The sequence below is a fragment of the Flavobacterium potami genome (genome assembly GCF_020026915.1).
Classification (GTDB): domain Bacteria; phylum Bacteroidota; class Bacteroidia; order Flavobacteriales; family Flavobacteriaceae; genus Flavobacterium; species Flavobacterium potami.
On record NZ_JAINUY010000004.1, the window covers coordinates 82,556 to 96,298 of the forward strand.

Annotated in this window: 9 protein-coding genes; 5 read left to right on the forward strand and 4 right to left on the reverse strand. The window is 34.1% G+C overall.

From position 1 onward, the window contains the following. Positions 1-65: 65 nt before the first annotated feature. From K6T82_RS12620 to K6T82_RS12635, 4 genes are all read right to left on the reverse strand, one after another. Positions 66-2,858: a TonB-dependent receptor gene (locus K6T82_RS12620; protein ID WP_223706236.1), complete on the reverse strand. Its 2,793-nt coding sequence runs from the start codon at positions 2,856-2,858 to the stop codon at positions 66-68. A 310-nt stretch (positions 2,859-3,168) separates the two neighbouring features. After that, positions 3,169-5,019, reverse strand: a complete 1,851-nt coding sequence (gene glmS, locus K6T82_RS12625) for a glutamine--fructose-6-phosphate transaminase (isomerizing) (RefSeq protein ID WP_223706237.1) — start codon at positions 5,017-5,019, stop codon at positions 3,169-3,171. A gap of 9 nt (positions 5,020-5,028) precedes the next feature. Further along, positions 5,029-6,612 carry a BamH family beta-barrel-assembly machinery protein gene (locus K6T82_RS12630; protein ID WP_223706238.1) on the reverse strand — a complete coding sequence of 528 codons (1,584 nt, stop codon included), beginning with the start codon at positions 6,610-6,612 and terminating at the stop codon, positions 5,029-5,031. A gap of 21 nt (positions 6,613-6,633) precedes the next feature. Further along, positions 6,634-7,440: a glycogen/starch synthase gene (locus K6T82_RS12635; RefSeq protein ID WP_223706239.1), complete on the reverse strand. Its 807-nt coding sequence runs from the start codon at positions 7,438-7,440 to the stop codon at positions 6,634-6,636. 77 nt (positions 7,441-7,517) lie between these two features. Between K6T82_RS12635 and panC the strand changes: the two genes are divergently transcribed. The 5 genes from panC to K6T82_RS12660 all read left to right on the forward strand — a co-directional run bounded on the left by panC (position 7,518) and on the right by K6T82_RS12660 (position 13,616). Then, complete coding sequence (gene panC, locus K6T82_RS12640) at positions 7,518-8,396, forward strand: pantoate--beta-alanine ligase (protein WP_223706240.1); 879 nt, start codon at positions 7,518-7,520, stop codon at positions 8,394-8,396. Positions 8,397-8,410: 14 nt separating this feature from the next. Further along, entirely contained in the window at positions 8,411-8,761 is a 351-nt protein-coding gene (gene panD, locus K6T82_RS12645) for an aspartate 1-decarboxylase (RefSeq protein ID WP_008465481.1), read from the forward strand. Positions 8,762-8,965: 204 nt separating this feature from the next. After that, the gene (locus tag K6T82_RS12650; protein ID WP_223706241.1) at positions 8,966-10,117 is read left to right on the forward strand and encodes an alpha/beta hydrolase; all 1,152 of its coding nucleotides are present in this window, start codon (positions 8,966-8,968) and stop codon (positions 10,115-10,117) included. Between the two features lie 3 nt (positions 10,118-10,120). Continuing rightward, positions 10,121-11,482, forward strand: a complete 1,362-nt coding sequence (radA, locus tag K6T82_RS12655; protein WP_223706242.1) for a DNA repair protein RadA — start codon at positions 10,121-10,123, stop codon at positions 11,480-11,482. 169 nt (positions 11,483-11,651) lie between these two features. Further along, a complete protein-coding gene (locus K6T82_RS12660) occupies positions 11,652-13,616 on the forward strand; it encodes a transglycosylase domain-containing protein (protein ID WP_223706243.1) in 1,965 nt (654 codons plus the stop codon). The last annotated feature ends 127 nt before the right edge of the window (positions 13,617-13,743 follow it).

Consider the following 13,743-nt stretch of genomic DNA (forward strand, 5'->3'; position numbering starts at 1 on the left):
ATTACCTCTTCATTTTTAAATAACTTCAGTGAAGCTATATCAATTTCACATAAATAATTACCTCGTTATGGGTTGATTGTCCAAGACGCAAACCACATTTGACCAATCATACCCGCTCCAATAACCTGAAGATAATCTGATCCAAAAAGATTTGTTGCTCCAACTTTGATTACTGATTTCCATTTTGGAAGCGCATAATTTACTTGAGCATCAAGAACCGTATTTTCAGGAATCATACCATCTCCAAAAGAAGATTCCCATAAATATTCAGAATTCCATCTTACATTTACATTAAAACCTAAGTTTTTAATCACTTTTGCATTCCCTAAAGAAGCTTTGATTCTGTGCTTTGGAGTATTAAATCCTGCAACGAAATCAGGGTCATCTTGCTGATTGAAATTAAATTGAGAATAATTATAATTTACACCAACCTCAAAATCTTTATATACTTTTTTAGACAATCCTGCTCCAAAACCGAAAGATGAAATCTGAGCAGTTGTATTGGTATATACCTGATACACTCTTCTATCGCCAAACGCAAGTGCTTGATATGTTTGTTGTACCGCAGGATTTGTTGCATCTGTTCCAACTGTTCCATAATATGGCGAAATAACTCTCGCTGTATTCATGAAATCATTATAAATATTATAGTAAGCATTCAAATCTACTGATAAGTCATTTTGAACTACTGTACGGTATCCTGCTTCAAAAGCCTGAACTTGCTCTGGTTTTACTAAGCCGATATCTGCCACCTGAAGATCTCCAGGATTAGATGAAGCTGCAAAAGCCTGCACAGATGCAACTGTATAAGCATTACGATAAGCATTTTGACCCGACATATTTACAGTTGCTGGCTGACCAGCTATTGCCTGACCTGCCGCACTTACATTTACTGTTTCTTGAAAACGATCTAAGTTTTCTGGAGCAGAACCAATTAAAGCAAATGGCCCTAGATCTAAACCAATATATTGATCTTGTGTAGTTGGATTACGAAAACCTGTTTGATAAGACAATCTGAAATTATGAGTTTTTGATGCTCCCGCAGAATACACAAACGAAATTCTTGGAGACACATTTCCATCAAAGTTCTGACTTTTGTCATAACGTAAAGATCCAGTAAATTTCAGCCTGTCGTCTAAGAATTTTTTCTGCAACTGAGCATAAGCACCATACTCTTTATATTCAATTGGACCATCATAATCTGTAAAAATAGTCCCTTCAGAATCCATGATATATTTTCTCCATGAACCCCCAACTTGAACTTCTGCCCATTTAATAATATCTCTAAAATTATAATTCACATCTGAGTGATATAATTTTGAATGATCAATAAATTTAGCTCCTTGTGTCAAATCTGGATTTGCTACTACATTTGCCAAAGCATTATTAAACTGAGCGCTTCCCGGTTCGAATCTTGGAGAACCCGTTGGTTTTGGAAGAAATGAAATTGCAGCTGGCAATACATTGTAATCTGCAAAGTTTCTTGCAATTGAAGCCGATTCATTTGCATTAGTTCCCATAACCGCTCCAGCATATTGATAAGCTGTAGCATAATTTGTAAACCACTCCTGATCAGATTTTGCCGCTCTGTTAACGTTCCATGCCGCAAATCTCATATCATAAGAATTCCCAGCGTCTTCGCTTGTAAAATAAACTCGTCCGAAGAAGTTTTTTCCTTTAACCTCAAATTTACCTTGTTGCATTAAGAAATCTTTCAAAGCATATCTGTTTGCTCCTTGATAAATGGTACTTCCTGTCCCTATTTTATATTGTAAAATGAATTCTGTATCATCAGCCCAAGGTTTAATATGCGCACTAAAGTCCGCTTTCATACTTTGAACCTTATTATCCGTCAAGTCCTGCTCGCGATAACCTGTTCTACTAACCTGCCCAACATTCGGAATAAAAGTTGTTACCTCGTCACCATATATATTCAAACCATCATAATTCTGATTTACTGCATGGCTATCGCCTCCGCTTGTCATACTTCTTTTATCAGCAGCAATCCACTCACTTGCTTCCATATAAGTAAAATTAGCCTTCATTGCAAAATGCTTTGTAAACGCTTTTGCTGCTCTAATTCCAAAATCATTATAATCATTTGTACCAGCAGCATCTTGACTTGTTTGTCCGTATTTGTAATAAACACTTATACCTTCATTTGTAAAAGGACTTTTACTAGTCATAAACATGATTCCGTTAAAAGCATTTGCACCATACAACGCAGAAGAAGCTCCTGGCAATAACTCAACACTTGCCACATCAATGTCCGATACCCCAATAAGATTTCCTAAAACGAAATTCAAGGCTGGAGAAGAATTATCCATTCCATCCACCAGCTGCATAAAACGCGTATTAGCTACTGTTGCAAAACCACGAGTATTTACAGATTTAAAAGAAATACTACTTGTATTAAAGTTTACCTCTTTCAAATTTTCCAAGCCATCGTAAAAAGTTGCAGCCGTCGTATTTTTAATTTCCTGAATTCCCATACGCTCAATTGTAACTGGCGATTCAATTACACGTTCTGGAGTTCTTGATGCAGAAACTACGATTTCGTCTAGTTTTGTTTCTTCATCTTTTAAAATCACATTAACTTTTTGATTTGCCGATGTCACGTTTATCGTTTTAGACTCAAATCCTATTGCCGAAACCTTTACAGAAAAAGGCAATTTAGCATTAGTAGTTAATTTAAACGATCCGTCAAAATCTGTGGATGCACCACTAGATTCTCCGACAACAACAACATTAGCACCAGGAATAGATTGTTTGTTACCATCTGTAACCGAACCTGTTATTGTATTCTGCGCAAAAGATACTCCGCTGAACAACAACATAATTAGCAAGTAGACTCTCATTTGGGTTTAGTTTTTTCGTTAGTATATATAGCCAAAATACATAAATATTTTAATATGCATAAAAAAACGTTAAATAAAATTCATATTTACCACCTTTTTTTACAATATTTTAACTATTTCTTAATTCAATTTATTAAACTAAAATCAAAGAAAACAAGAAGAAAAACCAATATACTATGCATACATATAAATTTTTATCAAAAAATTGAAAAATTCATAAAAATACATATGCCGAAAAAAATTTTTGACAATAAAAAAAAGCGAGACCTAAATCTCGCTTTTTTAACATTATTTATATTTAAAAATAAATTTATTCTACCGTAACAGACTTCGCTAAATTACGTGGTTGGTCCACATTACAACCTCTCATTACAGCAATGTAATAAGAAAGCAATTGCAACGGAATCGTTGTTACCAATGGAGATAATGCATCTGAAGTTTCTGGAATTTCAATTACATAATCTGCCAATTCACGAACCTGAACATCACCTTTTGTAACTACAGCAATAATTTTACCACTTCTTGATTTAATCTCTTGAATGTTACTTACAATTTTATCGTAATGTCCTTGTTTAGGAGCAATTACAATCACCGGCATTTGCTCATCAATTAAAGCAATTGGACCGTGTTTCATTTCTGCAGCTGGATAACCTTCTGCATGAATATAAGAAATCTCTTTTAATTTCAAAGCTCCTTCTAACGCTACAGGGAAATTGTATCCTCTACCTAAATAAAGACAGTTTGGAGAATCTTTAAACGCAGCAGCAATTTCTTTTGCTTTATCATTAGTTTCTAAAGCCTCAGCTACTTTCTCAGGAATAATTTCTAATTCTTGAAGATACGTATGGAAATCTGTATTTGACAATGTTCCTTTTGCTTTTCCTAATTTCAAAGCAATCATAGTTAAAACAGTGATTTGCGTAGTAAAAGCTTTCGTAGAAGCTACTCCAATTTCTGGTCCAGCGTGTGTGTAAGCACCCGCATGACTTTCTCTTGAAATAGAAGAACCAACAACATTACAAACTCCAAAGACAAACGCTCCGTTTTCTTTAGCCAATTTAATTGCGGCCATAGTATCTGCAGTTTCACCAGATTGTGAAATAGCAATAACAACGTCATCCTTATTGATAATAGGATTTCTGTATCTAAACTCAGAAGCATATTCTACTTCAACAGGAATACGTGTAAATTCTTCAAAGATATATTCTGCAACTAAACCTGCATGCCATGAAGTTCCACAAGCTACAATTAGAATACGTTTTGCGTTTAAGAATTTCCCTAAATTATCTTCAACACCAGCCATTTGAACAATCCCTTCATTTGCATGAAGCCTTCCTCTGTACGTATCTTTAATTACACTTGGCTGTTCGTAGATTTCCTTTAGCATGAAATGATCATACCCCCCTTTTTCAATTTGCTCCAAATTCATTTGAAGTTCTTGAATATAAGGATCTACTAAAGAGTCATCTTTAATTTTTCTGATTTTGATATCTTTATGCAGTCTAATATTTGCCATTTCACCATCTTCCAGGTAAACAGCATTAGAAGTATATTCAATAAATGGCGACGCATCTGAAGCAACAAAGTACTCTCCTTCACCAACACCAATCGCTAATGGACTACCTAATCTTGCCGCAACAATTTCGTTTGGATTTTTTTTATCAAAAACAGCAATTGCATAAGCCCCAACAACTTGGTTTAATGCAACCTGAACCGCTTTTCCTAATTTAATATTTTCTTTCTTTTGAACTTCTTCTATTAAATTAACTAAAACTTCTGTATCGGTATCTGATTTAAAAGTATATCCTCTTTTTATAAGCTCTTCTTTTAGAGGAGCATAATTCTCAATAATTCCATTATGAATAATTGCTAAATCTCCAGAATTAGAAAGATGAGGGTGAGAATTCACATCATTTGGAACCCCGTGAGTTGCCCAACGAGTATGTCCAATTCCAATATTACCGTTTACAGCAAAACCTTCATTGGCTTTAGCTTCAAGATCAGAAACCTTACCTTTGGTTTTGCAAACTTTAATGCCCGACTCTTCGTCATACAGCATAACGCCGGCACTATCATATCCTCTGTACTCAAGACGCTTTAATCCTTTGATAACAATAGGATAAGCATCTCGATGACCGATATATCCAACAATTCCACACATATATATTTATTAATTTGGTTTCGTGTAGTAGACTTCAAGTTTCAATCTCTTATCTGCAGCGGAAGCTTTTCCTCCATACAAGATTGTACCTAAAGTGCTCATAACAGATCCTCTTGGTACCTGAGAAAAATATTTGACTGGATCTGCCTGAAGCTGAATTCTGTCTTTCAACACATTTGAAGCCACAGCAGCGGTTCCACTTGATTGGGAAACAGAAATTCCTAAATCTACATTTTCAGCTGTTGCATCTTTGATAAGATTGCGAATATGATTTGTAATTCTAAATTTATAATACGTTCCTCTTTTGTCGGTGCCTTTGGTAATTGCTCCCCCATACGCCTCAGTCGAATAATCGGCTAAAACTGTATTATTTGTTAAATTATATAGATACAATCTCATTGGCTCAGTAGCTCCGGCCATTTTATCAGCATCAATATAGAAAACAAGATTTGCTTCATTAATTTTCCAGTTTTTATCTCTGATTGTTGCCAATTGCGACCCAAAACCGCTTAGACGAATAACAGCCACAGATCCCTGACCTCCTTTTAAATAAAGTCTTTCATCGCCATCCGTTTTATTCACATTTGTAGTGATAGCCGCTTCATAATCGGGTTTTCTAACATTTTGAAGGAAACTAGCTGTACTGGCACTGCTAGCTGTTGTACCACCTATATTAAGATTCAAAACAAGTGATTTTCTCTCTGTTAAATTAGGATCATCCGTTGTAGAAGCTGTTTTAGCTTTATAATATACAGTAATTTTCCCTCCAACAAAATTCAAAAGAGCCAAATTACTCGGACTTGATCCTGATCTCGCAACACTAAAATACAATCCTCTAAAATATTCAAGAAAAACATCCTCAGAAGCCAACTTTGATGCAGGCGCATTTAAAATTTTCTGTTGAAAAAAGTCTTTATTAAGATGCAGTACCATTTGAGGTGCTGTTCTTGTAATTACTTCCTTTTTATCAGCATCTAGTGTTTTGGTTACAATCTCCTTAGGATCAAAAAAGAATGCCGTATTTTCTGCTGGATTTGCTAAACTATCATTCAAAAAGGTTCCTTTTTTATCGTAAAACTCAGCATTCTGATCTGTATAATAGAATTGAGGCAATTGAGAACCACCACTAAAATAACTATTCCTCATCTGAATACCAGAATCATAAACTTTTAAATCAAGCTTTCCGTTTTTATCTCCATAAATTGAATCCAAAACATACGTACTATTTCCTTCTGCATCAGTCACTTTATTTTTAGTAAAATATGGAATAGTCAGAACAGCGCTTTCAATAACCGGAGACTCTCCAATAGTTGGAGAATAGCTTTCCAGCGATACCTGTGTAACAAAATTTGCAGTTGTAGTTCCAAAAAGCGGGTCATCATAAATACCTAAAGCATTTATAGGCATTAGATTAGACTGAACAGGAGTTACTTCTTGATTAAAGGCTAAAACGTCGTAATTTTCAGGTTCAAGACCAAAATGATCATCTACAATCAAACCATCACCAATCGCATTAAAATCTTTATCGCAAGAATATAAAAAAACTACAGTTAAAGCTAAAAGAAATTTCTTAATAAAAGAAGTATTAATCATTTTTTATAATAAGTTAAAATTTTAAAGTCCAAACGTTCTATAGAAATTTGTATAAGCTTCAGCAAATGCATCTTTCGTGGCGAAAGGTAAAAAAGGTTTTCCTGAAGATTCTATAAATTTTGTTAAACTTGGAGAAACATTTTCAGACGCAATGATTACTCCATCAGAATGTAAAATACTAGCTTTTAAAACATTCTCATAATTTGGAACTTCTAAATCTGATACGGAATCATGAGGAACACCGTCAAATTTGACTTTATTAATCATTTCTAAATCTAAATTTTCATCAAAAGATTGTCCATAAACAGACGTTATGATTTTAGTTTCAGAAAATAAGGCTTCATGCTTATAATAATGTTTCATGTAAATTGGAAGCATTGCAGCCAACCATCCATGAACATGAATAATATCCGGAACCCAGTTTAATTTTTTAACTGTTTCTACAACACCTTTAGCAAAGAAAATTGCTCTTTCGTCATTATCAGGATACAAAACACCTTCTTCATCAGCGAAAGTTGCTTTGCGTTTAAAGTATTCGTCATTATCGATAAAGTAAACCTGAATTCTTTCTTTCGGAATTGATGCTACTTTGATAATCAATGGCATATCTAAGTCATTCACTACCAAATTCATTCCAGAAAGTCTAATCACTTCATGCAATTGATGTCTTCTTTCATTGATATTCCCATATCTTGGCATGAAAATTCTTATCTGACCCCCTTGGTCATTAATCATTTTCGGAACGTCATAAGACATTAAAGAAACCTCATTTTCAGCCAAATAAGGCACGACTTCAGATGATACATATAATATCCTCTTATCTTTCATAATAGTATTTTACTTAATTTTGGTAATAAAAACGTCGCAAAATTACAAAATTTTATGCAGTTTATAACTAATATATTATGTTTGCACTAAATTTTAATAATACCTCAATGCATATTTTCTACAGTAAAGCCGCTTTGATAGCCTATTTAAAAACTATCAAAACTGCAAATTCAACCATCGGATTTGTACCTACAATGGGCGCTTTACACCAAGGACATTTGGCTTTAATGCAGCGTTCGATCAAAGAAAACGACGATACGGTCGTAAGCATTTTTGTCAATCCAACTCAGTTTAATAATCCGGAAGATTTAGCAAAATATCCTCGAACCCTTGAAGAAGATGTTAAGAAAATGCGTACATTAAGTGACAAAATCATTTTATACGCACCTTCTGTCGAAGATATTTACGAAGGAAATACTGTTTCACAAACATTTGATTTTGACGGATTAGAAAATCAGATGGAAGGAAAATTCAGACCAGGTCATTTCAACGGAGTTGGTACCATTGTAAAAAGGTTATTTGAAATTGTAACGCCGACAAATGCTTATTTTGGAGAAAAAGATTTTCAGCAACTTCAAATTGTAAAAAAACTGGTAGAGAAAAATAACTTGCCAGTACATATTATTGGATGTCCGATTTTTAGGGAAGACAACCAACTGGCAATGAGTTCGCGCAATGAACGATTAACAGCAGAAGAAAGAAAGGAAGCTTCTATCATTTACAAGACTTTAACCGAAGCAAAAGAGATTTTTCAAAACAAATCTCCGCAAGAAACAATCGAATTTGTAGAAAATTCTTTCAAAGACAATCCACAGTTTGAATTGGAATATTTCGTTATTGCTGACGAATCAACACTTTTATCTATCGATCAAAAAGAGAAAGACAAAAAATACCGTGCATTTATAGCAGTATTTGTTAATTCTATAAGACTGATAGACACCATTTCATTAAATTAATCTAACTTTGCACCATGCAAATTCAAGTTATAAAATCAAAAATTCATCGTGTTAAAGTAACCGGAGCCGATTTAAATTATATTGGCAGCATTACTATTGATGAAACTCTACTCGAAGCTTCCAATATTATTGAAGGCGAAAAGGTATCTATTGTTAACATTAATAATGGCGAGCGTTTTGAAACTTACGCTATTAAAGGTGAAAAAAATTCGGGCGAAATTACTTTGAATGGTCCTGCAGCAAGAAAAGTACAGAAAGACGATATCATTATCATTATTTCTTACGCTACTTTGGATTTTGAAGAAGCTAAAACCTTCAAACCATGGATTATTTTCCCGAATGAAAATGACAATTCTTTAACCTAAGATTTTCTTTTTCTTATTGAATTTTCTTGCCTTGTCAAAAGTCAATTTTGCACAAGACAATCTTCTTTTGCCTAACTCAAAATATTTTTAGGTTATAATTTTCTTTGCTTCAATTTTAAAAACCTACTTATAAAGAAGCAAATAAAATAGTATATTGCTACCCTGTTTTCAATACTTTTTAATACACTGAAATCCCCACAAATCATGAAAAAAGTTTACCTACTAATTCTTTTTATTTCATTTTCGTCGTTTGCTCAAAAAACATTCGACAACATTAAATCGGAAAAACTCGGAGAAGAACGAAGAATCACCATCGGGCTTCCTGCTTCTTATGAAGCCAACAAAGACAAAAAATACCCTGTTCTTTATTTATTAGACGGAGATTATTTGTTTGATCCTTTTTCTGGAGCTGCAAGTTATGGTAATTATTGGGATGATATTCCGGAAATGATCATTATCGGAATTCATCAAAATAAAGACGGAGAACGTTTTGACGACACAACAATAGACCAAAACGAAGGTTTGCCTTTTGAAAAAGGAGCAAAATTCTTCGAATTCATCGGAGCAGAATTAGTTCCGTACATCGAGAAAAAATATCGTACCTCTCCTTTCAGAATGATTGCAGGTCACGATTTGACGGCTAGTTTTGCTAATTTTTATTTGTATAAAGAAGTTCCACTTTTCAATGCTTATATCTGCTTAAGCCCAGAACTTGCGCCAAAAATGGAAGTACGTATCGCTGAAAAGTTTGCTAAAATAAAAAGTCCGGTTTTCTATTACCTTTCAGCAGGAGAAGGTGATATTAAGAAAATAAAAGAACCAATAGATAAATTAAACGGCAATATTAAAATCGCTAATAATCCGTTAGTGAATTATAAATATGATGTTTTTAAAGGCGCAACGCATTACACAGAAGTTCTACACTCTATACCAAGTGCATTGTACCAGATTTTTGAAGTTTACCGACCTATAAATTCTGCCGAATACAACGACAAAATTGCGGTTCTTCAAGAAGGTTATGCAGAATATTTAGAAAAAAAATATGCAACTATGTCTGAAGTTTTAGGAGTTCAGATTCCAGTTAGAATAAGTGATTTTAAAGTAGTTGAAAATCTTATTTTAAAAAGAAATGCTTACAGCGAACTAGGAAAAATGGCCGAAATAGGAAATGTAAATTACCCAAAAGCCATGTTGGGAGAATATGAATTAGGTTTGATGTACGAAAAACAAGGCGATCCGAAACATGCTTCAAAAAAATACCAAAATGCTTCTCAAATGGAGCCAATTGGTGATTTGAACAAAGACATGATGTATGAGAAAATCGACGAAATGAATACACTTGCGAAAAAAAAATAAATAATGTCAAAAGTTAAAACTTCCTTTTTTTGTCAGAACTGCGGAACTCAATATGCCAAATGGCAAGGTCAATGCAATGCCTGCAAAGAATGGAATACGATTGCCGAAGAAATTATCCAAAAACAGGATAAAGTTGCCTGGAAAAGTGAATCTGCTCCAACTGGAAAAGCACCGAGACCTTTAAAAATAAACGAAATTGATTCTGCTCAGGAAGTCCGTATGGATACGACCGACAGCGAATTGAATCGTGTTTTAGGCGGCGGACTAGTTCCTGGATCTTTAACACTTTTGGGTGGAGAACCCGGCATCGGAAAAAGTACACTTTTGTTGCAAGTCTCTTTAAAATTACCTTATAAAACTTTATATGTTTCTGGAGAAGAAAGTCAGAAACAAATTAAAATGCGTGCAGAAAGAATTACGCCAAACAGCGAAAACTGTTATATTCTAACCGAAACCAAAACGCAGAACATTTTCAAACAGATTGAAACGATTCAGCCAGAAGTGGTCATTATCGACTCCATTCAGACTTTGCATACCGATTATATTGAATCGACCGCAGGAAGTATTTCCCAAATTAGAGAAACAACTGCAGAATTGATCAAATTTGCCAAAGAAAGTAATATTCCAGTTATTTTAATTGGACATATCACGAAAGACGGAAACATCGCTGGTCCGAAAATTTTGGAACATATGGTTGATACCGTTTTACAGTTTGAAGGTGACAGAAATCACGTGTATCGCATTTTGCGTTCGCTGAAAAACCGTTTTGGATCGACTGCAGAATTGGGAATCTACGAAATGCTCGGAAGCGGATTAAGAGAAGTGAACAATCCTTCTGAAATTCTAATTTCTCATAAAGATGAAGAACTTTCAGGAACTGCAATTGCCACAACTCTCGAAGGCATGCGTCCGCTAATGATTGAAATTCAATCTTTGGTTAGTACCGCAGTTTACGGAACACCGCAAAGAAGCACAACAGGCTACAATGCTAAAAGACTGAATATGATTTTGGCTGTTTTAGAAAAAAGAGCGGGATTCCGTTTAGGCGCAAAAGATGTTTTCTTGAATGTTACTGGTGGAATTTCTGTTGATGATCCTGCAATTGATCTGGCTGTTGTGGCTGCCATTTTATCTTCAAACGAAGATATTCCAGTCGGAAAAGGATTCTGTTTTGCTGGCGAAGTTGGTCTTTCTGGAGAAATTCGTCCTGTAAATCGTGTGGATCAGCGTATTCAAGAAGCTGAAAAACTAGGTTTCGACACTATATTTGTTTCTAAATACAACAAAATTGCTTTAAAAAACACAGGAATTAAGATTGAATTGGTTGCTAAAATTGAAGATGTTGCCAGTATTCTTTTCGGCTGATTTTTTTTCACCACAAATTTCACAAATTAAACACGAATTTTATTTTTAAATTTACGTTCATTTCAAAATAAATACCACATCAGTTATAATTCGGGAAATTAGTGAAATTCGTGGCTAGAAAACTATCATTCTTTGCGAACAATCCTAAAATCTTTATGAAATCGACTTTATGAATTTTCCAAAACAAAAAATATACAAAGCCTTAAAAGTACTAGGAATAATAGTGGTTTTGCTTTGCATTGCACTTTACTATTTCCGTGATTCTCTTTTAAAGCAGGCTATAGCCAAAGTGACTCATAAAATGGCTGTCGAATACAATAGTAATTTCTCTGTAAAATCGGCAACATTTGATGGTTTGTCTACCATCCATTTGACAGATGTGGTTTTGGCTCCAATAAATGCTGATACACTCTGCAAAATTAAAAATGTAGAAACCAGTATCAGTCTAAGCAATTTACTAATTGGAGATGTTCAAGTTGGAACTTTAAAAATTGACAACGGTTACATTCAGCTAGTAAAAAAAGGCAAAAAAAGAAATTTTGATGCTTTTCTAAAAAGAGATCGCGAAGAAACAGAATCCAACGAAAAACGCAAATACGCTGCTTTTGCCTACAGAATTATTTCGAAAGTTTTGAATTTGGTTCCAACCGACATGGATTTGAAAAACTTCAAATTCAAAATCAACGATAATGACAAACTAACAACTGTCGATGTAGATAAACTGGTTTTAAACAACAAACAATTAGAAACCAATCTTCATGTTCAAGCCAAAGATTTTGATCAGCGCTGGAACATAAAAGGATTTGCTGATCCGAGAAACAAAAAAGCCGATATTCGTTTTTTCAATTTAGATACAGGCGCCATTCGTGTTCCTTATTTAGATCAGCGTTATAACTTAAAAGCAAGTTTTGATTCGATTCGGTTGAATGTTCAAAACATTGACAAAAGTGGTAGCGAATTGCATATTGACGGTTATACTTCTATCGCCAATCTTACCATCAATCACCCGAAAATTGCCAGCAAAGATGTAGTCATTAAAAATGCCCGTTTTGATTACCGCTTTTTACTAGGAGATAGTTTTATTTCGATTGACAGCACTTCGACAATGCAGTTAAATAAAATAAAAGTTCGTCCTTATATTTCTTATGATACTGAAAAAGACACGGTTTATACTTTGAAAGTGGATATTCTGAAAATGAAAGCGCAAGATTTTATCGTTTCGCTTCCTGACGGATTATTTACGCATTTTCAGGGAATGCAAGCAACCGGAAATTTTGATTATAAATTGGATTTCAAATTCAATAAAAACAAACCCAATACCCTTGTTTTTGATAGTAAACTCAACAAAGAAGATTTACGAATTACCAAATATGGAGAAGCCGATTTAAATAAGCTAAACGGCGAATTTGTATATCGAGCAATTATTCAGAATGTTTTGCAAAGACCTGTTTTGGTTGGAAATGCCAATCCGAATTACACGCCTTTGGATCAAATTTCTCCTTATTTGAGAAAATCTGTTTTAACTACAGAAGATCCTTCTTTCTTCTCACATCGCGGATTTATCAATGAAGCTTTCAAACAATCAATTCTTAAAAATATAAGAACTAAGAAATTTTCTCGCGGCGCGAGTACAATTAGTATGCAATTGATTAAGAATGTCTTTTTGACTCGTGAAAAAACGCTTTCGCGAAAGCTTGAAGAAATTCTTTTAGTTTACATTTTAGAAAACAACCGAATTGTAAGCAAGGAAAGAATGCTGGAGGTATATTTCAACATTATCGAATGGGGGCCAAACGTTTACGGAATTGGCGAAGCAAGTCATTTCTATTTCCAAAAAAGTCCTTCTGCTTTAAATGTGGATGAATGTTTATACTTGGCAACGATTATTCCGAAACCAAGAAAATTCATGTATCAGTTTAATGATCAAGGCAATTTGAAGGATTACGCCATTAAAAACCAAAAATTCCTAAAGAATTTGATGTTCAGAAGAGGGCTTTTAGTTCCTGAAGATACGACAGGTATATTACCAGTTTACATTTCTGGAAATGCACGTTCTTTCATAAAAATTAAAGTACCAGATTCTACAGCAATCAAAGCAGATTCTTTGGCAGTTGATGATGAATTTGATTTATAATTTGGAGCAAAGTTTAACCGCAAAGTTCGCAAAGATTTACGCAAAGCACACAAAGATTTTTCTACTCTAAAAAGGAAAATCTTTGTGTGCTTTTTTATTAATCAAAACATTGCGAACTTGGCGTAAA

Coding starts and splice junctions, on each gene's coding strand:
- K6T82_RS12620 (WP_223706236.1), bottom strand. CDS start 2,858: ATGAGAGTCTACTTGCTAATTATGTTGTTGTTCAGCGGAGTATCTTTT.
- glmS (WP_223706237.1), bottom strand. CDS start 5,019: ATGTGTGGAATTGTTGGATATATCGGTCATCGAGATGCTTATCCTATT.
- K6T82_RS12630 (WP_223706238.1), bottom strand. CDS start 6,612: ATGATTAATACTTCTTTTATTAAGAAATTTCTTTTAGCTTTAACTGTA.
- K6T82_RS12635 (WP_223706239.1), bottom strand. CDS start 7,440: ATGAAAGATAAGAGGATATTATATGTATCATCTGAAGTCGTGCCTTAT.
- panC (WP_223706240.1), top strand. CDS start 7,518: ATGTTTGCACTAAATTTTAATAATACCTCAATGCATATTTTCTACAGT.
- panD (WP_008465481.1), top strand. CDS start 8,411: ATGCAAATTCAAGTTATAAAATCAAAAATTCATCGTGTTAAAGTAACC.
- K6T82_RS12650 (WP_223706241.1), top strand. CDS start 8,966: ATGAAAAAAGTTTACCTACTAATTCTTTTTATTTCATTTTCGTCGTTT.
- radA (WP_223706242.1), top strand. CDS start 10,121: ATGTCAAAAGTTAAAACTTCCTTTTTTTGTCAGAACTGCGGAACTCAA.
- K6T82_RS12660 (WP_223706243.1), top strand. CDS start 11,652: ATGAATTTTCCAAAACAAAAAATATACAAAGCCTTAAAAGTACTAGGA.